The organism is Salipiger aestuarii (genome assembly GCF_003259905.1).
Classification (GTDB): Bacteria; Pseudomonadota; Alphaproteobacteria; order Rhodobacterales; family Rhodobacteraceae; genus Salipiger; species Salipiger aestuarii.
Genome location: NZ_QLMG01000029.1, coordinates 24,766 through 45,608 on the forward strand (window position 1 = coordinate 24,766; position 20,843 = coordinate 45,608).

16 protein-coding genes are annotated in these 20,843 nt (G+C 67.1%); 9 read left to right on the forward strand and 7 right to left on the reverse strand.

The genetic code is table 11. The features are described 5' to 3' along the window. Positions 1-51 precede the first annotated feature (51 nt). Genes ATI53_RS14825 through pbpC form a run of 3 tightly spaced genes read left to right on the forward strand, consistent with a single transcriptional unit; the run spans position 52 to position 8,010 of the window. A complete protein-coding gene (locus ATI53_RS14825; protein WP_111550727.1) occupies positions 52-5,454 on the forward strand; it encodes an alpha-2-macroglobulin family protein in 5,403 nt (1,800 codons plus the stop codon). Continuing rightward, on the forward strand, positions 5,451-6,005 hold the full coding sequence (locus tag ATI53_RS14830) for a putative glycolipid-binding domain-containing protein (protein WP_009505985.1): 555 nt from the start codon (positions 5,451-5,453) through the stop codon (positions 6,003-6,005). Before ATI53_RS14825 ends, ATI53_RS14830 begins: the two co-directional genes overlap by 4 nt. Beyond that, entirely contained in the window at positions 5,998-8,010 is a 2,013-nt protein-coding gene (gene pbpC / locus ATI53_RS14835; RefSeq protein ID WP_111550728.1) for a penicillin-binding protein 1C, read from the forward strand. The genes ATI53_RS14830 and pbpC overlap by 8 nt, the downstream gene beginning before the upstream one ends. On the opposite strand, the gene ATI53_RS14840 is transcribed toward pbpC, so the two are convergent. Further along, a complete protein-coding gene (locus ATI53_RS14840; RefSeq protein ID WP_009505987.1) occupies positions 8,007-9,194 on the reverse strand; it encodes an acetyl-CoA C-acyltransferase family protein in 1,188 nt (395 codons plus the stop codon). The two genes, pbpC and ATI53_RS14840, sit on opposite strands and share 4 nt — an antisense overlap. 338 nt (positions 9,195-9,532) lie before the next feature. After that, on the reverse strand, positions 9,533-10,870 hold the full coding sequence (locus ATI53_RS14845) for a mechanosensitive ion channel family protein (RefSeq protein ID WP_009505988.1): 1,338 nt from the start codon (positions 10,868-10,870) through the stop codon (positions 9,533-9,535). 478 nt (positions 10,871-11,348) lie between these two features. On the opposite strand from ATI53_RS14845, the gene leuC reads away from it, so the two are divergent. After that, positions 11,349-12,770, forward strand: a complete 1,422-nt coding sequence (gene leuC / locus ATI53_RS14855; protein WP_009505989.1) for a 3-isopropylmalate dehydratase large subunit — start codon at positions 11,349-11,351, stop codon at positions 12,768-12,770. 108 nt (positions 12,771-12,878) lie between these two features. Here leuC and ATI53_RS23350 read toward each other — a convergent pair whose 3' ends face one another. After that, entirely contained in the window at positions 12,879-13,055 is a 177-nt protein-coding gene (locus ATI53_RS23350) for a hypothetical protein (RefSeq protein WP_170134587.1), read from the reverse strand. A gap of 223 nt (positions 13,056-13,278) precedes the next feature. On the opposite strand from ATI53_RS23350, the gene ATI53_RS14860 reads away from it, so the two are divergent. Both ATI53_RS14860 and leuD read left to right on the forward strand, forming a co-directional pair. Beyond that, entirely contained in the window at positions 13,279-14,115 is an 837-nt protein-coding gene (locus tag ATI53_RS14860; protein WP_240778587.1) for a nidogen-like domain-containing protein, read from the forward strand. 148 nt (positions 14,116-14,263) lie between these two features. Next, positions 14,264-14,869: a 3-isopropylmalate dehydratase small subunit gene (leuD, locus tag ATI53_RS14865; RefSeq protein WP_111550730.1), complete on the forward strand. Its 606-nt coding sequence runs from the start codon at positions 14,264-14,266 to the stop codon at positions 14,867-14,869. A 158-nt stretch (positions 14,870-15,027) separates the two neighbouring features. Here the strand turns inward: leuD and ATI53_RS14870 are convergent, their stop codons facing one another. Beyond that, entirely contained in the window at positions 15,028-15,708 is a 681-nt protein-coding gene (locus ATI53_RS14870) for a 3-oxoacid CoA-transferase subunit B (protein ID WP_009505993.1), read from the reverse strand. Next, the gene (locus ATI53_RS14875; RefSeq protein WP_009505994.1) at positions 15,708-16,361 is read right to left on the reverse strand and encodes a CoA transferase subunit A; all 654 of its coding nucleotides are present in this window, start codon (positions 16,359-16,361) and stop codon (positions 15,708-15,710) included. Before ATI53_RS14875 ends, ATI53_RS14870 begins: the two co-directional genes overlap by 1 nt. Positions 16,362-16,739: 378 nt before the next feature. Between ATI53_RS14875 and ATI53_RS14880 the strand changes: the two genes are divergently transcribed. Together ATI53_RS14880 and ATI53_RS14885 are read left to right on the forward strand one after the other, a co-directional pair. Continuing rightward, positions 16,740-17,558, forward strand: coding sequence for a hypothetical protein (locus tag ATI53_RS14880; protein ID WP_009505995.1), 819 nt, complete (start codon positions 16,740-16,742; stop codon positions 17,556-17,558). Positions 17,559-17,593: 35 nt separating this feature from the next. Further along, positions 17,594-18,508: an endonuclease/exonuclease/phosphatase family protein gene (locus ATI53_RS14885; protein WP_240778588.1), complete on the forward strand. Its 915-nt coding sequence runs from the start codon at positions 17,594-17,596 to the stop codon at positions 18,506-18,508. 342 nt (positions 18,509-18,850) lie between these two features. Here the strand turns inward: ATI53_RS14885 and ATI53_RS14890 are convergent, their stop codons facing one another. Both ATI53_RS14890 and ATI53_RS23355 read right to left on the reverse strand, forming a co-directional pair. Continuing rightward, positions 18,851-19,201: a hypothetical protein gene (locus ATI53_RS14890; protein WP_111550731.1), complete on the reverse strand. Its 351-nt coding sequence runs from the start codon at positions 19,199-19,201 to the stop codon at positions 18,851-18,853. A 253-nt stretch (positions 19,202-19,454) separates the two neighbouring features. Continuing rightward, positions 19,455-19,625 (reverse strand): hypothetical protein, encoded by a 171-nt coding sequence (locus ATI53_RS23355; RefSeq protein ID WP_009505999.1) that lies wholly within the window; start codon positions 19,623-19,625, stop codon positions 19,455-19,457. Positions 19,626-19,816: 191 nt separating this feature from the next. On the opposite strand from ATI53_RS23355, the gene ATI53_RS14895 reads away from it, so the two are divergent. Continuing rightward, positions 19,817-20,806 carry a hypothetical protein gene (locus ATI53_RS14895; protein WP_111550732.1) on the forward strand — a complete coding sequence of 330 codons (990 nt, stop codon included), beginning with the start codon at positions 19,817-19,819 and terminating at the stop codon, positions 20,804-20,806. Positions 20,807-20,843 lie beyond the last annotated feature (37 nt).

A 20,843-nucleotide genomic window follows, 5' to 3' on the forward strand; every position in this document is an offset into this window, starting at 1 on the left:
TCCTGCGGGGCGGGGCCACCATGGCGTTGATTTGCTTGGGGAGGTTCCGCGATGACACGGATCTGGCTTTTTCTGGCGCTGGGGCTGTTTGTCGCGCAGGTCGCCGCCGCGCAGCCCGTGCTGCCCGAACGGCGGATCGTGGTCAGCCCGGACACGGATTTTTACGGCGCGGATTTGCAGCCGTTGTTCGACACCACGCTGCCCGCCTGCCAATCCGCCTGCCTCAACGATGCGGCTTGCGGGGCGTTTACATTCAACACCCGGTCGAAGGCGTGCTTTCCCAAGACCGGCGTGCTGGAACGGTCGCCCTTTCAGGGGGCGGTGTCGGCGGTGGTGATCGCGACCGATCCGGCGGCGCTGGCGCGCGGCGCGGCGCGCGCGGCGGATCTGGATTTCCTGGGTGAGGCGGCGTTGGGCGCCGCGCGTGACGAGGCGGGAGCGCTTGGGGCGCGGCACGGCGGCGGCCAGTGGACCGCGCCCGAGCTGCGCGATGCCGCCCATGCCGCCGAGGCGCGGGGAAACCTGCGCGACGCGCTGCAATGGACCGGGGCCGCATTGGCGCGGGCGGATGATGGGACCGGCTGGCTGGCCTATGGGCGGATGCAGTCGCGCATCGCCAGGGACGCTCAGGTAGACACCGAGGCCCGCACCGCGCAGGATCGCGCCCGTCTGGCGGCGATCAACGCTTACCTGCGACTGGAAGGCGATGCGCAGCGGGCCGAGGCGCTGATGCTGTTGGCCGACGCGCTTGAGGCGACCGGCGCGCCGCGCCTGACCGTGCCCGCGCTGCGGCTGGCGCAACGGCTGTCGCCCTCGCCGGCGGTGAATGCGGCGCTGGATCGGGCGATCGCGCAGTTCGGATTTCGCATCACCGGCCATGTGGTCGAGACGGAAAGTGCCGCCCCGAGGATCTGCGCCGAATTTTCCGACCCACTGATCCGCGTCGGACGCGATTACGCCCCCTTCGTGCGCCTGCCCGACCCGGTGCTCGCGGTCACTGCCGAAGACCGCCGCCTGTGCATCACCGGCGTCAGCCACGGGGCGCGCTACCGGCTGACCTTTCGCGCCGGGCTGCCGTCCGCGGGGGGGGAAACGCTGGCGCGCGACGTCGAAATCACCGCCTATGTGCGCGACAGGGATCCGTCGGTGCGGTTTCCGGGCCGCGCCTATGTGCTGCCGAAAACCGAACGGGCCGGCCTGCCGGTCGAAACGGTAAACCTGTCAGAGGTCGCGCTGACGCTGTTCCGGGTGTCCGACCGAAACCTCGTGCGCGCCATGCAGGACAGCTATTTCGGCAAACCCCTGTCGGGCTGGGCGCTCGACCGCTTTTCGCGGGATCTGGCCGAACGGGTCTGGACCGGCAGGGGCGAAACCGGCAACAGGCTGAACGCCGACATGACCACGCGCCTGCCGATGCAGGACATCCTTCGCGACATGCCCGCCGGGATCTATGCGCTCAGCGCGGCTGTGCCGGGGGCCGACCCCTATGACGATGGCGCGGCGACGCAGTGGTTCGTGCTGTCCGACATCGGCCTGACGACGCTTGACGGGGCAGACGGGCTGACGGTGTTCGCGCGCGGGCTCGGCGATGCCGCGCCGATGGCGGGGCTTGAGGTGGCGCTGATCTCGCGTGCCAATGCGGTGCTGGGGCGGGCGGTGACGGATGTCGACGGGGTGGCGCGGTTTGCCGCCGGGATGACGCGCGGCCCCGCCGGTGCCGCCCCCGCGCTGGTGACCGCCACGCGCGGGGACACCGACATCGCGTTCCTGTCGCTGACCGATCCGGCCTTTGATCTGTCCGACCGCGGCGTTGCGGGCCGCGCGCCTTCGGGGCCGCTTGATGCGTTTCTGACCACCGACCGGGGCGCCTATCGCACCGGCGAGACGATCCACGCCACCGCGCTGTTGCGCGACGCGCAGGTGCGCGCGGTGCCTGACGTGCCGCTGACCGTCGTGCTGACGCGCCCCGACGGGGTTGAACAGACGCGCCGGGTATCGACCGATCCGCGTGCCGGCGGCCATGTGTTCGACCTGCCCTTGCCACCCGCCGTGCCCCGCGGCACCTGGCGGCTTGAACTCTTCGCCGATCCCGACGCAGCCGCGCTTGCCACCTCCGCCCTCCTGGTCGAGGATTTCACTCCCGAACGCATCGACGTCACCCTGTCGCTGCCCGCCGACCTGCGCGTGTCCGGCGCCTTGCTGACGGTCGATGCGCGCTACCTGTTCGGCGCGCCGGGTGCCGATCTGGCGATCGAGGGCGACCTGACGCTGCTGCCGAAATCGACGCTGGAGGCGTTCCCCGGCTACCGCTTCGGACGGCACGACGACGATGCGACCCCGCAGGCGCAGGCTCTTCCCGGCGATCTGCGCACCGATGCTTCCGGGCATGCGACGGTGCCGCTGACGCTGCCCGACACCCCGATGGACCGCCCGCAAGAGGCGCGCGTCACGCTGCGCGTCACCGAAGGCTCTGGCCGTCCGGTCGAACGTGCCCTGACCCGCGCGATCCCGCCGCGGGCGCCGCTGATCGGCATTCGCCCCGAAGCCGATGGCACGCTTGCCGAAAACGCCGAGGCGGGCTTTGCGCTGATCGCCGTTGGCCCCGATCTGACCCCGGTGCCGATGCAGGTCGATTGGCAGGTCAACCGCGTCACCACGCGCTACCAGTGGTACCAGCTATACGGCAACTGGAACTGGGAGCCGATCACCACGCGCGAAACCGTCGCGCGGGGCAGCGTCACGCTGGGCGACGATCCGGTCCGAGTTGCCGCCGATGTCACCTGGGGCGATTACGAGATCGTCGTGGGGCAGACCGGCGGCACCGGCCCGGTGTCTTCGACCGGGTTCGAGGCGGGCTGGTACGCCCCCGCCGGGGCCGTCGCCACGCCCGATACGCTGGATCTGTCGCTGGACAAGGACCGCTACCGCGCCGGCGACACCGCCCATCTGCGTGTCGTGCCCCGCGATGCGGGCGCGGCGCTTGTAACGGTGCTGTCGGACCGGGTGATCGCGGCGCGGCAGGTGACGTTGCCCGCAGGCGAAACCGTGATCGACCTGCCGGTGACCGACGCCTGGGGCGCGGGGGCCTATGTCACCGTGCAGATGGTCCGCCCGATGGACGTGGCCGCCGGGCAGGCGCCAGCGCGCAGCCTTGGGCTGGCGCACGCGGCGCTTGATCCCGGCGCCAGTGCGCTGGCCGTGCAGCTGGACACGCCGGCGCAAAGCGCCCCGCGCGGCCCGCTGACCGCTACGGTCACCGTCGATGGCATCGCCGAGGGCGACACCGCCTGGGTCACCGTCGCGGCGGTCGATCTGGGTATTCTCAACCTCACCGGTTTCGACAGTCCGAACCCGTCGGCGCATTATTTCGGACAGCAGCGGCTGGCGGTCGAGATCCGCGACATCTACGGGCGGCTCATCGACGGGATGAACGGGGCGATGGGGCAGATCCGGTCGGGCGGCGATGCGGGATCGACGATGCGGATGCAGGCGCCCCCGCCGACCGAAGACCTCGTGGCGCAGTTTTCCGGCCCGGTGCAGATCCGTGACGGCAAGGCCGAGCTGCGCTTTGACATGCCCGATTTCAACGGCACCGTGCGGCTGATGGCCGTGGCCTGGTCGGATGGCGCCGTCGGGCAGGCCACGGCGGATGTGCTGGTGCGCGACCCGGTGGTGATGACTGCCTCACTGCCGCGCTTCCTGGCGCCGGGTGATACGACGCGATTGCGGCTGGACCTGACCCATGTTTCGGGGCCTGCCGGGGCGATGCCGCTGGACATCGACGGCGACGGGCTGACGCCTGGCCCCGCGCCCGAGGTGGCCCTGTCCGAAGGCAAAAGCCAGACCCTGACCGTGCCGCTGACCGCGCCGGATGTGGCCGGCGATCACGTCATTACGCTGACGCTGACGCTGCCGGGCGGCGAGCGGCTGCAAAAACGCCTGACTGTCGGCGTGCGCGCAACCGATCCGGCGGTGGGGCGTACCCGGCGGCTGGTGCTGGGACAGGGGCAAAGCTTTGTTCTGGATGACGCGGTGCTTGACGGGTTGCGCCCTGACGGGGCCGAGGTGCTGGTGTCGGCTGGCCCGCTGGCGCGGCTGGATGTGCCGGGGCTGCTGGCGTCGTTGAACCGGTATCCCTATGGCTGCACCGAACAGGTGACCAGCAAGGCGCTGCCGCTGCTTTACCTTGGCGATGCGGCGCAGGCGCTGGGCATGGGCGATGCGGGGCGGATCGCGCGGCGCATCGACGACGCGATCGGCGTGGTGCTGGCGCGGCAATCCGCCAATGGCGCCTTCGGGCTGTGGCAGGCCGGGTCGGGGGATTTCTGGCTGGATGCCTATGTCACCGATTTCCTGTCCCGCGCGCAGGCGGCGGGCCACACCATTCCCGACCGTGCGATGCAGGCGGCGCTGGACAACCTGTCCAACCGCATCGCCTATGCGCCCGATTTCGACGATGGCGGCGAAGACATCGCCTATGCGCTCCTGGTGCTGGCCCGCGAGGGGCGCGCCGCCGTCGCAGACCTGCGCTATTATGCGGACGAACGCGGCGAGGCGCTGGCCACGGCCCTGGCGCGTGCGCAGCTTGGCGCGGCGCTGGCCAGCTACGGCGATCAGCCGCGTGCCGACGCGATGTTTACCAAGGCCGCCGCCGCGCTATCGCGCACGCCGGAAACCGGGTGGCGCGACGATTACGGATCGCAGCTGCGTGACGCGGCGGGGTTGCTGTCGCTGGCCGCCAGCGCCCGCTCGCAGGTCATCGACCGCGAGGCGGCGATCACGCGGATTTCGGCGGGCGACCGGCCCTTGTCGACGCAGGAACAGGCCTGGTCCCTGCTGGCGGCCCACGCGCTGACCGAAGCCCCGGATGCCGGGCTGATGATGGACGGCGTGCCGGTATCCGGCCCGCTGATCCGGCGCATTCCGGGCGATGCGCTGGGTATGACCGAGATCACCAACACCGGCCCCGGTCCGGTGCCGCTGACCATCACGGCGCTGGGCGTTCCGGGCGCGGGCACGCCGGCGACCGGCTATGGCTATGCCATCAGCCGTGACTATTACACCATGGCGGGCGCGCCGGTGGACGGCCCCGTGGCGCAGGGCGACCGCCTTGTGACCGTGCTGACCGTGCGGCCCGCCGACGATCGCCACGCCCGGCTGATGATCGACGACGCGCTGCCTGCCGGGTTCGAAATCGACAACCCCTCGCTGCTGCGCGCGGGCGACATCCGCGCCCTTGACTGGCTGCAAACCTCTGACGTGGAGAACGCCGAATTCCGCGCCGAACGGTTCATGGCCGCCGTCACCCGGGCGGGTGCCGATCCGATCCGGCTGGCCTATATCGTGCGGGCCGTGTCTGTCGGTACCTTCCACCACCCGGCGGCGCTGGCCTTCGACATGTACCGGCCCGAATACCGCGCCACCACCGCATCCGGAACATTGGAGATCAGATGACAGAAACCATCGCCACCCTGCGCTGGCGCGCGCTTGACCGCGACGGCGAAGACAAGTGCCGCCTTGCTCATCTGGGCGCAGGCTTCATGCTGGTGGGGCACGCGCGTTTCCGTGATGGCGCGGGTTGGGCCGCGCTGGATTATGTGGTGCGCATCGGCGCCGACTGGGCGACGCTTTCGGCGGATGTCACCGGCCGCCACGGCGATGATGACGTAGCGGTCAAGCTGTCGCGCGGCGCCGGCGGAGACTGGACGCTGAACAGCGTGCCCCAGCCGCAGCTGGCGGGCTGTGAGGACGTCGATTTCGCCTTTACGCCCGCCACCAAGCTGATGCCGTTGCGGCGGCTTCCCGATGTGGGACGGATGACCGCCCGCGCGGCCTGGCTGCGCTTTCCGGGTCCGCAGGTCACTCCGCTGACCCAAAGCTACACCCGCGAGCGCGGACAGATCGTGGCCTATCACGCGGCGGAAACCGACTACGCCACCCAGCTTGCCGTCGACACCGAAGGCTTTGTCACCATCTATCCCGGATTGTGGGAGGCGGATGGCTAGGCTTTGGCTTGCCCTTGTTCTTGCGCTTTGGGCGGGGGCGCTGGCGCGCGACGGGGGCGACGACTGGGTCGCGCGAACCCGGCTGCCCGTCCTTGTCCACGCCATCTCGCCCGAGGTGACGGACCGCAATGGCGTGCTGTTGCGGGCCTATACCGTGGACGACGGTCTGTGGCGCATGGCCACGCCCGCCGCGTCCGTTGACCCCTTGCTGACCGACATGCTGATCGCGTGGGAAGACCGCCGGTTCCGCCGCCATTCCGGTGTCGACCTCTGGGCGGTGCTGCGCGCGGGCTGGCAAGCCTTGCGGGCTGGGCATGTGGTGTCCGGGGCCTCGACGCTGACCATGCAGGTGGCGCGCCTGATCGAGGACGGCCCGACCGGCGACTGGCGCGGCAAACTGCGCCAGGCCCGCGTGGCGCTGGCGCTTGAACGACGGCTGTCCAAGGACGAAATCCTGCAACTATATCTGGAACTCGCGCCCTATGGCGGCAACATCGAAGGCGTCCGCGCCGCATCGCTGATCTGGCTGGGCAAGGAGCCGCGCCGCCTGACCCCCGCCGAGGCGGCACTGCTGGTCGCGCTGCCCCAGTCGCCCGAGGCCCGCCGTCCCGATCGCCACCCTGCCGCCGCGCGCGCCGTGCGCGACCGGGTGCTGGCGCGCATGGCCAGGCTTGACACGCTGGACAGGGCCGACGCCCGGGCCGCGATGCGCGCGCCGGTGCCCGGCACGCGGCAGCGGATGCCGTTGCTTGCGCCCCACCTTGCGGACCGGGCGCGGCGCGACGGAACGCTGCGCCTGACGCTGGATGCGGGGCTTCAGACCAGTCTTGAAACGCTTGTCCGCAGTTATATGGCAGGGCGCGGCCAGAGGCTGTCCGTGGCGCTGATCGTTGCCGATCATGCCAGCGGCGAGGTCCTCGCCAGCGTCGGATCGACCGGTTATGCGGATGGGCGCGGGCAGGGGTTTGTCGATATGACGCGGGCGGTGCGCTCGCCCGGATCGACGCTGAAACCGCTGGTCTACGGGCTGGCCTTCGACCGGGGGCTGGCGCATCCCGATACGCTGATCTCGGACACGCCGGTGCGGTTCGGCAGCTACGCACCGCAAAATTTCGACGGGCAGTTCCACGGCGATCTGCGGGTGGCGCGCGCGTTGCAACTGTCGCTGAACATCCCGGTGGTGCGGCTGACCCAGGCGCTTGGTCCGGCGCATCTGATTGCGGCGATGCGCGCGGCGGGGATGGACCCGCAACTGCCCGGCGGCAGGGCGGGCCTTGCGGTCAGCCTGGGCGGCGTCGGTGTCAGCCCATGGGAGATGGTGACGCTTTATACCGCGCTGGCACAACAGGGCACGGCGCATCCGCTGCGCTGGTCGGCCGACGCGCCGCGCGGCGATCCGGTGCGGATACTGAGCCAGCGGGCGGCCTGGCAGGTGGGCCATGTGCTGGCGGGGCTGTCGCCGCCCCCCGCGGCAGGCCCGCCGGGGCGGGTGGCGTGGAAAACCGGCACATCCTATGGGCACCGCGATGCCTGGGCGCTGGGCTGGGACGGGCGTTATGTCGTCGGGGTGTGGATCGGGCGGCCCGACGGCACACCGGTGCCCGGCGCCTTTGGCGGCGATCTTGCCGCGCCCCTGCTGTTCGAGGCACTGGGCCGGGTGAGGGCCGATCCGGTGCCGCTGCCCGCGCCGCCGCCCGATGCGCTGCTGCCTGGCTCGGCCGCGCTGCCGACCCGTTTGCGCCGCTTTGGCGGGCCGCATGCCCCCCCGGCGTTCGAGGTGGCGTTCCCCCCCGACGGGGCGCGGCTGGTGCTGGACGGGCAGGGCATCCCGATCAAGCTGCGGGGCGGCGTGCCGCCCTATACCCTGCTGGCCGACGGTGAAATCGTTGCCACGCGACAGCAGGGCCCGCTGCTGACGATGCCGTCCCGCGGGCCGGGGTTCACCACCCTGTCGGTGATCGACGCGACCGGCGACGCGGAACGGGTTTCGATCGAGCTGCGCTAGACCCGTTCGATCGCAAGCGCGATTCCCTGACCGCCGCCGATGCACATGGTGACAAGCGCCCGCCGCCCGTTGATCCGTTCCAGTTCGTACAGCGCCTTGATGGTCAGGATCGCGCCGGTCGCTCCGACCGGATGCCCCAGCGCGATGGCGCCGCCATTGGGGTTCACCACATCGGGATCAAATTCGAGCGCCCGGTTTACCGCCAGCGCCTGCGCCGCGAAGGCCTCGTTCGATTCGATCAGATCGAAATCCCCGATGGCAAGGCCGGTGCGGGCGCAGAGCGCCTCGACCGCGGGGATCGGACCCAGCCCCATGACCTCGGCGCGCACTCCGGCGTGGGCATAGCCCAGCACGCGGGCCCGCGGCGTCAGCCCGGCCTTTTCGGCGGCGCTGGCCCGCGCCAGCACCAATGCCCCCGCGCCGTCGTTGATCCCCGAGGCATTGCCCGCGGTCACGGTTCCCGCCTGACGAAAGACCGGGCGCAACCCGGTGAGCGCCTCGGCGGTGGTTGGCTTGGGGTGCTCGTCGACATCGAAGAACGTGGGCCCGTGCCGCGATGGAATCTCGACCGGAACAATTTGTTCGCTGAACCACCCCGCGCGGATCGCCGCTGCCGCCCTGGTCTGGCTTTCCAGCGCGAAGGCATCCTGATCCTCGCGGCTGATGCCGCATTCCGTGGCGACGTTTTCCGCCGTGACGCCCATATGGCCGGTGCCGAACGGACAGCTGAGCGCCCCCACCATCATGTCAATGCTGGCCACGTCGCCCATCTTGTGACCAAACCGCTGATCCGGAACGATAAAGGGCGCGCGCGACATGCATTCCGCCCCGCCCGCCAGCGCAAAATCCGCATCCCCCAGCATCAGCGATTGCGTTGCCGAAACGATGGCCTGAACGCCGGATCCGCACAGCCGGTTGACGTTCATCGCGGGGACGGAATCCGGCGTACCGGCCTGCATTGCCGCGACGCGCGACAGGTACATGTCGCGCGGTTCCGTGTTGATGACGTGGCCAAAGACCACATGGCCGATCTGTCCGCCCTCGACCCCGGCGCGTTCCAGCGCGGCCTTCGCGACGCAGGTGGCCAGTGTGATGGGCGGTACCTTGGAAAGACTGCCGCCAAAGCTGCCTATGGCGGTGCGGGCGCCGCCCAGGATGACAATATCGTCCTTGGTGAAAGTCATGAACACTCCTTCGCTGTCCGGAACGGGGTGTCCGGACGTCTGATTTCCAGCCTCAGCATGGGACGGTGCGCGGCGTTTGTCAGCCGCGACCTTTCGTCACCTGCCCGGCGTTCTGGGGGGCCGGGGCGGCGCATCCGGGCGCGTCCCTGGCATGAGGGGGGGCGTGTGACCGGGCCTGGCGGTGCGGCTGCGACGGGCGTCCACCGATCGGCATCCCGCGTACCGGCCATATGCTGCCGGGGCGCGATCGCGTGGGGCGTCGCGGCATGTCTGGCGGTCCTGACGCCTATAGGCGCGTTCGTCGCATGAATCGGATTGCGCATTCGTAACGCGGCCGATCACGTCTGAATTTTCGGCAGGGTTTCGTTTACCACACGGACCTCGCGCTGGGGGAAGGGAATCGAGATTCCATTTGAACGGAACGCATCCCAAAGCGCAAGATAGACGTTGCCCCGGATATTGGTCAGCCCGCCGGTGGGATCGGAAATCCAGAACCGCAGGATGTAATCGACCGAGCTGTCTCCGAATCCGACGACATGGCAGACGGGCGCGCGGTCGGTCAGCACGCGGCTCACGCCCGAGGCGGCGTCGATGGCGATGCGGCGCACCAGATGCGGGTCGTCGCCGTAGGACGTGCCGAAAAAGATGTCGAGCCGGACAAAATCGTTGGAATGCGACCAGTTGACCACCTGCCCGGTAATCAGGTCTTCGTTGGGGATCAGGTATTCCTTGCCGTCCCGCGTGGTAATCGACACATAGCGCGCGCCCAGCGCATTGATCCAGCCGAAGGTCTCGCCCAGCGAGATCACGTCGCCGGGCTTGATCGACTTGTCGAGCAGGATGATGATGCCGGACACAAGGTTCGACACCACTTTTTGCAAGCCGAACCCAAGCCCGACGCCGATCGCCCCCGACAGCACCGCAAGCCCCGTCAGATCGACACCGACCAGCTTGAGCGCCAGAAAGAAGGCGGCGCCGTACAGGCAGACCTGAAGGAATTTCACCCCCAGCACCTGCATCGAGGGGCTGATCGTCTCGTTCCTTCGGATGCTTGCGGCGCCCGCCCCGGCAAGGAACCGCGCCAGTGCCACCAGCGCGATCAGGAGCACGATGGCCTGCAGTATCAGCCACATCGACAGGCGCGATGTGCCGATGCTGATCGCAACGCTTTCCAGCATGTCGCGGGTTTCATCCGCCAGCCCGAGGATCGAGATCGTCACCCAGATCCAGGCGGTGTAGCGCAGCAGCGTGCGCGCGCCCGGATTGCCGATCAGCCGCGTCGCAAGGGCGATGAGCAGCCAGGCACTGGCCAGTTCGGCGATGATCGCAAGCAGGTAGGACCGCGACGGCCAGGTGGTCTGTTTCATCACCTCGACGACAAGCCAGATCAGCGCGACAAAGATCATCGTTCGGACCCGGCGCTGCAGCACGATGAAGATCCGCAACCGCCACGTCGGCCAGCCCTCGCGGGATCGCAGCCAATCGCGGATCGCGGGGCTGAGCCGGCCGGCCAGCAGGTGCGCGAAGACGAAAATCGCCACGGCGATGCCGATCTGGTAGAAGTTCCAGGGCCGCAGAAAGGTTGCGAGAAAACTGTCCGCCAGCGCGAGCAGGTCCATCAGTGTCGCCATCAGCGCGTCGAACGGGCTGTGTTGCGGGGCCTCTTGCGGGGTCATCCTGCCTCCATGTCGGGCATCAGAGTTACACTCCGGGCGGCGGACGGCAAGCGGGTGGTTCACGGCGCGGAAAGATCGGCGACGGACAAACCCATGCTTTGGAGCGGGTATGATTTGCGCCAAAGGCGGCAATGGATGCCCGGCGCCGTGGTTGTCAACAAAGGGATCGACAGAGCGTTACGGGTTTCGTGCTGTCGGCGTGCCTGTTCGGCGGACCGCGGGCGCGGCGAGGGCTGGTGCTTTCGCATCGCAACGGGGGCCGCACGCGGGGGGTGTGCTTCTGCGCAAACCCTTGCGCGGCGTGGCCTTGCCCTGTATCTGACCTGACCATGAAACGCATTTTCGACATGGACGACCGCGCCCGCTTGCCATGGCGTTTCCACGGCGCCCGATGCTCCGTTCTCGCGCGCCCATAGGGGCCGCCGCGCGTTCCGGCGCGCCCCAGACGCTGTATTCATCACATCCAGGGAGAGGCCCCATGTCCCCCAAGACACTCTACGACAAGATCTGGGATGCCCATGTCGTCCAGCAGGACGAAGACGGCACCTGCCTTTTGTACATCGACCGCCATCTCGTGCACGAAGTCACCAGCCCTCAGGCGTTTGAAGGGCTGCGGATGACCGGGCGCAAGGTCCGCGCGCCGCAGCGCACCATCGCCGTGCCCGACCATAACGTGCCGACCACGCTTGACCGCGAGAATGGCATCGAAAACGAGGAATCGCGCATTCAGGTCGAAGCGCTGGACAAGAACGCGCGCGATTTCGGCGTGACCTATTACCCGGTCAGCGACGTGCGTCAGGGCATCGTTCATATCGTCGGGCCGGAACAGGGCTGGACCCTGCCGGGCATGACCGTGGTCTGCGGTGATTCGCACACGGCCACGCATGGCGCCTTCGGCTCGCTGGCGCATGGCATCGGAACGTCCGAGGTCGAACACGTGCTGGCCACCCAGACGCTGATCCAGACCAAGTCCAGGAACATGAAGGTCGAGATCACCGGCCAGCTGCGCCCCGGCGTCACCGCCAAGGACATCACGCTGTCGGTGATCGGCAAGACCGGCACCGGCGGCGGCACCGGCTATGTCATCGAGTATTGCGGCGAGGCGATCCGGTCGCTGTCGATGGAAGGCCGGATGACCGTATGCAACATGGCCATCGAAGGCGGCGCGCGCGCCGGCCTGATCGCGCCGGACGAAACCACCTTTGCCTACGTCAAGGGTCGCCCGCACGCGCCCAAGGGCGCCCAGTTCGAAGCCGCGCTGACCTGGTGGAAGACGCTGTATTCCGATGACGACGCGCATTGGGACAAGGTCGTCACCATCAAGGGCGAGGAAATCGAACCCGTCGTCACCTGGGGCACCTCGCCCGAGGACGTTCTGCCGATTTCCGCCACCGTGCCCGCGCCTGACGATTTCACCGGCGGCAAGGTTGCCGCGGCCAAGCGCGCGCTGGAATACATGGGGCTGGAAGCGGGTCAGAAGCTGACCGACATCCAGATCGACACGGTGTTCATCGGGTCCTGCACCAACGGCCGGATCGAGGATCTGCGCGCCGCCGCCGAGATCCTCAGGGGCAAAAAGATCAAGGACGGGATGCGCGCCATGGTCGTGCCGGGGTCGGGCCTCGTGCGCGCCCAAGCCGAAGAAGAAGGACTGGCGCAGATCTTTATCGACGCCGGGTTCGAATGGCGCCTTGCGGGCTGTTCGATGTGCCTTGCGATGAACCCCGACCAGCTGTCGGCGGGCGAACGCTGCGCGGCGACGTCGAATCGCAACTTCGAGGGGCGTCAGGGCAAGGGCGGGCGTACGCACCTGATGTCGCCCGCGATGGCCGCCGCCGCCGCGCTGACCGGGCGCCTGACCGACGTGCGCGATCTGATGGGCGCGATGGCCGACGCCTGAGGCAGCAAGATCGGGTCAGACCAGGCCGCGCGCGGATCCTCGCACGCGGCTTTTTCGGGGGCGTGGCCCGCGCGAACCTGCGCGTCGGCGCGGCGAGAAGGGCGCAGGTCAGGGCGGCTTGCGCAACTGGCTGTGCGATTTCGAATCCTCGTCGCCATCGTTCTGTTCGATGCGACAGACGGGCCGTTCCTTTGATGCCTCGCGGGTGTAGGCCCCGGCGCGCCGGTCGTTACCCGTGCCGTGGGCCCACGGCCATTCGGCGCCGGTGGTCTGGCTGCAAGCCATATCTTCGGCTCGTTTCGCGGTATCGTCATCAACGTCTGACGTTCGACAGGCGCTTGCACGGCGCCGCCCGCAGGGACTCCGGGGTGTTAACCATATGTTAACATATTTGGAATGGCCGCCCGCGCTTCATGCTATACAGGCGATGACCTTGCCCGAGGGCCCGCAACCGGGGCACTGCAAGCGCGAAACCAGTGTCGAACAGGACTCAGACCCAATGAATTGCATGACCTTGAAACTCATCCCGCTGGCGCTGGCTGTCGCGTCCGGGCTTATCGTCTCGGCCAGCGAAGGTGCGGCGGCGATCCTGCGGACGGGATTCGATTCCGCCACGCTTGGGGCGAATGACGACGGATCAAGCATGGCCGTCGATATCGGGTTCGAAACGAACTTCTTCGGGCGGACCAACAACCAGCTGTATGTGAACAACAATGGCAACGTGACGTTCGAAAGCGCGCTCAACACGTTCACGCCGTTCGACCTGACGGCGACGGGCCGCCAGATCATCGCACCCTTCTTTGCGGATGTGGATACGCGCAATTACGGATCTTCCGTCACCTATGGCAGAGGAGCCGTCGGGGGCTATGACGCCTTTGGAGTCAACTGGAGCGACGTCGGCTTCTTCGGCGGGACAGAGGGGCGCGCGACCAACAGCTTTCAGCTCGTGCTGATCGATCGGTCGGCCACCGGGCTCGGCAATTTCGACATCGAATTCAACTACGGCAATATCGGCTGGGAAGCCGGGACCTTTTCCGGCGGCGACAGCAACGGGCTTGGCGGCGATTCCGCGCGGGCGGGCTTTTCCAACGGGACCGGCGAAGCGGGCACCTACTACGAGATCGCGGGATCGGCGGTGAACGGCGCCTTTGTCGACGGCAGCGTCACCGCGTTGGCGAGCAGTTCGAATATCGGCGAGCCGGGCCGCTATCTTTTTTCCGCGCGCAACGGAGCGGTTGGCACCGCGGAAATCACCGCGCCGGTCCCGATTCCGGCAGCGGGTTGGCTGCTGATCGCCGGGCTGGGCGGGCTGGCTGCGATGCGCCGACGCAACACCCGGCACTGACAGCACGACAGTGCGGGATGTAACCCGGCGGCGCGGCCCACACGCGCCGCCGTTTTCATGGCCGCCCCGCCCTGCGATACTTGTCGTCTGCGCGGAATTGCCTTACTCAATCCGGCATCCGCACGGGGCGGGGCCAGGAGAAGACGCGATGGAAAAATTCGAAAAGCTCACCGGGATCGCGGCGCCGATGCCGCTGGTGAACATCGACACCGACATGATCATCCCCAAGCAGTTCCTCAAGACGATCAAGCGCTCCGGCCTGGGCGTGCATGCCTTCGACGAGATGCGCTATCTGGATGACGGGTCCGAGAACCCCGAATTCGTGCTGAACCAGCCGGCCTACCGCGACGCACAGGTCATCATCGCGGGCGACAATTTCGGCTGCGGCTCGTCTCGCGAACACGCGCCCTGGGCGCTGGCCGATTTCGGTATCAAGGCGGTGGTGTCCACGTCCTTTGCGGATATTTTCTACAACAACTGCTTCAAGAACGGCATGTTGCCGATCGTCCTGCCGCAAGACGCCGTGGACGTGCTGATGAAGGACGCGGAAAAAGGCGCGAACGCGCGCATGACCGTGGATCTTGAAGACCAGGTGGTCACCACGTCGGACGGCGAACAGTTCTCGTTCGAGATCGACGCCTTCAAGAAGCATTGCCTGCTTGAAGGGCTCGACGATATTGCGCTGACCATGGAAAAGGTCGGCGCAATCGACGGCTTTGAAACGCAGGCCTCGCAAAGCCGCCCCTGGGTCTGACGTGTGTCTGAACCGGGTCTGACCGGCGCGAAACCCAACGCGAGCAAAAGGGCGGGGGCGACCGCCAGGTCGTTCCCTGTCCCGGCAAGCCATTTCCCGATGGTGCCGGGGCCATGCCCCCCCGCCCTGTCAGAGTGCGCAACCCGGCCCGACGGCGGTCAGGCCGTGCGCGACAGATCCATTTGCGGCACATCGCCCTTGATGATCAGATCCGCGTCGGTGGCGGCGACAACCTCGTCCACGCTGACCCCCGGCCCCGTCTCAAGCAGATATAGCCCGTCATCCAGCGGCGCCATCACGGCCAGCTCGGTCACGATCAGGTCGACCCGGCGCTGCGAGGTGACCGGAAGGGTGCATTCGGGCACGACCTTGGACACGCCCCCGGCGCTGTGCAGCATTGCCACGATCACCTTTTTCGCGCCTGTCACCAGATCCATCGCCCCGCCCATGCCGGGCACGAATTTGCCGGGAATCATCCAGTTCGCCAGATGCCCCTGCGCATCGACCTGCAACCCGCCCAGCACGGTCAGATCCAGGTGCCCGCCACGGATCAGGCCAAAGGAAAACGCGGAATCGATGATCGACGCACCCGGCACAGCCGAGGTGAAAGTCCCGCCCGCATCGGTGAGGTGGCGGTCGGTCATGCCTTCGGCAGGGCGGTGCCCCAGGCCCACCACGCCGTTTTCCGACTGAAAGAACACGCCGAGATTTTCGGTCAGGTGATCCGAGACCAGCGTCGGAATGCCAATCCCGAGGTTCACCAGCGTTTTCGGGCGGATCTCAAGCGAGACGCGCCGGGCGATGATCTCTTTGGGGTCCATCACGACTAAATCCTTCATCACACTGTCCTCTTGATCACATGGTCCACAAGGATACCCGGCGTCTTGACCGCGTCCGGGGGGATGACCCCCACGGGGACGATCTCTTCGGGTTCGGCGATCACCACATCGGCGGAAAGCGCCATGATCGGATTGAAATTGGTTGCCGACAGCATGTAGGTCAGGTTGCCGACATAATCGCAACTGCGCGCCGCGATCAGGGCGAAATCCGCGCGCAGCGGTTTTTCCAGCAGAAACTGTTTGCCATCGATTTCGATCACGTCCTTGCCCTCGGCGATGAGCGTCCCGATGCCGGTCGGGGTCAGGATGCCCCCCAGGCCCATGCCGCCCGCGCGGATGCGTTCGACAAATGTGCCCTGCGGCACCAGTTCGACCTCCAGCTCTCCGGAGCGCATCTTTTCCTGCACGACGGGGTTCACGCCGATATGGCTGCCGATGAACTTCCTGACGCAGCCGGCGGTGACCAGCGGGCCGACGCCGGTGTGCGGGCGGGCGGCGTCGTTGACCAGCACGGTCAGGTCTTTCTTGCCGGATGCGGCCAGCGCACGCACCAGCCCATCCGGGGTGCCGACGCCCATGAAACCCGATAGCATCACGCGGGCTCCGTCCGGAATCATGTCGACGGCTTCTTCCATGGAAATTGCCAGGTGCATCTTGGTCGCCTTTTCAAACTGACAGCGGTCGGCTTTGTATCAAGTCGTTTCTGCGCGGACCGGCCATGCGCTATGTCAAACTGCGGTGGATTTTGCCGGGCTTGGGGCTGTCGAACGATCAGCCACAGCATGTTGTGTCATCTTGCAGATTCCGGCACAGGTGGCGCCAGAATGATGCAAAAACGCACCGTTTCAATCACGAAAAAACCTGCTTTCCGCTGCCTTGCTTAACGGAAGCTTGCCGAGCGCGGCGAAAGGCGGCAAAAATTGGGCAACAATGAGGCAGAGCGCCGTAAAGGCGCGGTCAGGCGAAAACCAGGGGGCGGCAGTGTACCGCGCCCGGCCGGACCGAAAGGGCAGGATGCAGTGATAAACCGTATGATGCACGCGGGTGCGCGGGCTTTTCTGATCGCGTTGCTTGTGACGATGCCCGGTCTGTTCCTGTCCGATCATTTGGCGGATGCCGCGCAGATCGTTTCGCTGGTGGCGCTGGTTGCCGCGCTGCTGACCTTTGTGGAATATGTCGGCGACTACCCGTCGATCATCGAATTTCGCGACGCGCCGCCGTTCAACCGCATCCGGTTCGTGGCGCTGTTCGTCACCGTCCTGACGCTGACACTGATCGGGCGGGGCGAGGCGCATCCCACCGCGCTAAGCCTGTTGCTGGAATGGATCGGGGCCAACGTGGGCGACATGCTCGACTTTCCCTATTCGCCGGTGCGGCTGATGGTGCTTGTTGCCAGCGAAGAGATGACTCCGCATCATCTGGACATGATCCGCACCAGCGCGGGATTGTCTTATCTGGTGTCGCTTGTGGCGATCAGCTTTTTCATTGTCGTGGTTCGGGTGCTTGATTGGCCGATCCGCCGGGGCGCGTTCAATTTCTGGGTGAATCTGCCGCTGTTCGACCCGACGGTGGGCAAGGATGTGCTGTATCGGCTCAAACGCGACGGGCACGTTAACGTCGCATTAGGGTTTCTTCTGCCATTCCTGATCCCGGCCATCATGACGATGGCGTCCGAGATCGTCGATCCGATCTCGCTGACCGACCCGCAGACCCTGATCTGGACGATGAGCGCATGGGCCTTTCTTCCCGCCAGCCTGATCATGCGAGGCATCGCGCTGTCGCGCATCGCCGAACTGATCCAGGAAAAGCGCCGCCGCGTCTATGCGCAGGCCGAGTTGCACGCGGCCTGATCCTTGTGTTTGTGGCGCTGTGCGCGGCCGTGCCCTTGCCCTTGCGCGCGGACCAGCTGACCCTTGCGACCTGGCACGCGGATCTGTCGCGCAAGGGACCGGGGCTTTTGTTGCGTGACCTGCTGAAGGGCGAGCTGGACCCGCTGTTGGCCGAGATCGCGTCAGCCGATCCCGATGTGTTGCTGCTGACAAATGTGGACCACGATCATGACGGGGTTGCGCTGGCGCAGATCGCCGGGGCGCTGAATGATCTTGGCGCGCCCTATCCCTACCGGTTCACCGCCCGGCCCAATACCGGCCTGCCGACAGGGCTGGATCTGGACGGTGACGGGCGGCTTGGGGGCGGGCGGGATGCGCAGGGTTTCGGAGAGTTTTCGGGGCAGGGCGGCATGGCCGTGCTGTCACGGGTGCCGGTCAGGCTGCTGCGCGATTTCACCGGGATGCTCTGGGCGGATCTGCCGGGCAATATGCGTCTGCCGGACGATCCGGCGCCCAGGGTGCAGCGGCTGTCATCGGCGGCGCATTGGGTGCTGGGGCTGGATACGCCGGACGGGCCGCTCAGCCTGCTGGCGTGGCATGCGACGCCGCCGGTGTTCGACGGGCCAGAGGATCGCAACGGCCGGCGCAACGCCGATGAACTGGCGTTCTGGCTGCGGTATTTGGACGGGGCTTTCGGAGATGTGGCGCCGAACCCGGTGCTGATCGGCGACGCCAACGTCGATCCGGCGCGCGGCGACGGGCGGCAGGACGCGATGCGCGCGGTGCTGCGGGATGCGCGTCTGCAAGATCCGCTGTCCGGAACGGATACCGTGACGTGGGATCAGACCGGGCCGATGCGGGTCAGCTATATCCTGCCCTCGGCGGGGCTGCGCGTCATCGGAGCCGAAACCCGCGCTGCTGCGGCCGAAGAGCGGCATCGCATGGTACTGGTGACGCTGGATCTGCGCTAGGGGCTGCGCCCGCGCTTCGAGCGAAACGGCGGGCCACCTGACCGTATGCGTGCCGGCGGGGCGAGAATATGGCCGCGGCGCCCCCGGTCAGGATGCGCGTTGCGACCATCCCGGTCAAAGGAAGGGTCTGCCAGACCGGCGCGCATCCGCGCCAGAAGCCTCGCCGCCCAGGGGGCACCGGTGGTGATCGCGGTCTTGAACGGTTCGAACTCAGCCGTCGTATGGATATTGGTGGCGGCGATGTCGGCTGACTTGCCGCCTGCTGGCGTCGCCAGGTGTTTGAACCCGACGCGCAGTATGGCTGTTTCGGGAACAGATCCGGCTTGATTTTGCGCCGGTCCGTCATCGCCACCTGCTGCCAGAGGCTGATTGAGTACGCTGCTGAGTGTAGAGCCAGAGGTCGCGGTGCGGCGGCGTCTCCGGGTCTTCGCCCGATCGAAAACGGAGGCTTTGCAAGACCTCCTCGGCCTGACCGCTGAACCGCTCGACCATGCCGTCGATCTGCCGATGGAGTGAGGCCGCAGGTGCTGCGCGCGGCGTGTCGACCTCGTGCTCGCCGGTCGCGGCGCGCCCGCGCGGACCGAAGAGCCGGTCGGTGAACTCCTTGCCGCTGTCCGTCAGAACAGTGCGGATGCGCAGCGGGCAAACGTGTTCCAGATCACGCAGGAAGCGCCGGGCACTCTCATCGGCCATTCACTGCCTGACAGGCGCATCCAGGGCATGCTGCCGGGAAGGTGCGGCAGGTATTTCACGTCGATATGCTAGACGCCGGTGTCGAGCGGGAGAAAGCGACCACGATCCGGCGGCCAATCCCGGTGGCGGACCCTTGTTCAACGAGCGGTCGGCAAAGAAGAGCGCCGGTCCAAAGCTGTCTGGGTCGACCGCCAGCCTGCCATCGCTGACATGCCGTTGTTTGACCCCGGTTTCCGTTGGGCCGCAATGCCTGTCACCGCAGACCACGTTGTCCATCCGGGCCATGGCCCGCCGCATCCATGCCGACCTGGTTTGGGTGCAGCTGATGCTTTGCTGCGATCTCCTGCACGGTCTTGTCCCTACGCCGCACCCCAGGCGCGAGCTTCGCGTCGAGCCGATTTGTGGCGGTCCAGAGCGTCGCCATTTCCATACCTTTTCAAAAGCTTGAGATACACCCTGGCCACGCGCCCGATGTTCTGGGGCCAGCTCATCCCCGGCGCGCAGGGGACAGGCGCAAGGTGTCCCGGTTCCGAGACAGGTTTTGGAAATGGCTTTACGAAGGATCAACGCTTGCGGGCGTAGACTGGCGTGCAGGACGGGGCACTGCGAGGGCGCATGAGACGGATTGACGAAAAGCTGGCGAAGATCACGTCGGGCCAATACAGCCCTCGGGATTTCATCATCACCTTCGCCAAGGACGCCGACCTGCTGCGCGGCTGTTCCGCCACGGGGCCGGACGCTGACGGGCGCGGGCGTCCGCTGTCCGCTTATCGGGCGGACGTAAAGCGGGTGATCGAATCGGACCTCGCCGACATCGTGCTGACCTCGCTTGGCACCGCCGAGGCGCTGGCCGATGACGGGGCCTACATACGGTCGAACGCCACGCCCGCCGTGCGCCTGAGCGATCCGACCGAAAGCTGGCGGGTGCGCGGGGGCGCCTACGCGGCGCTGCCCGGCCTGCCGTTCAGGTCTTCGCGGATCGACGCGGTCAAGCCGGTGGCGACCCTGGGGCTATATGGGATGACGTTTTACAACGATCCGGCGCGCGATCAGGCCACCCTCACCGCCTATACGGAATTTCGCGACATCGCGAATCGCGTCGGCATCCGCCATTTTCTTCAGATCACCGATCCACGCGTGGCGGTCGAAACCGGCGATGCGGACCCTGCCGCCTATTGTAACGACATGCTGGCGCGGATGCTTGCCGGTATTCCCCGTCGCGAAAAGCCGATGTTTGTGGAAACCGAATACCACGGCCCCGCCGCGATGGAGGAACTGGCGAACTGGGATCCGGCGCGTCTTGTGGTCGGCATCACCAGTTGTGTGGATGGCACGACCCGTGATTGCCTTGAACGGGTTGCGCAGGCGGAAAAGCATGGGGCACGCCTGTCGGGGTTCAGCCGCGACGGGTTCGGTTATGAAGACCCGGTGCTGATGCTCGCCGCCATGCGCCGGGTCGTGCTGGACGGCATGGGATCGTTTGAGGCGGTGCGCGCCTATCACGACGATCTGAAGGCTGCCGGGCTTCGTCCGAGTCGGGCGTTGCAGGATGATGTCGAACTGACCAGCCCGTTGCTGAAGGCACACGCAGCCAAGGCCGCCTGACCGGATTGCCCTTTTCGTCCCGCGCGCTCCGTGCAAG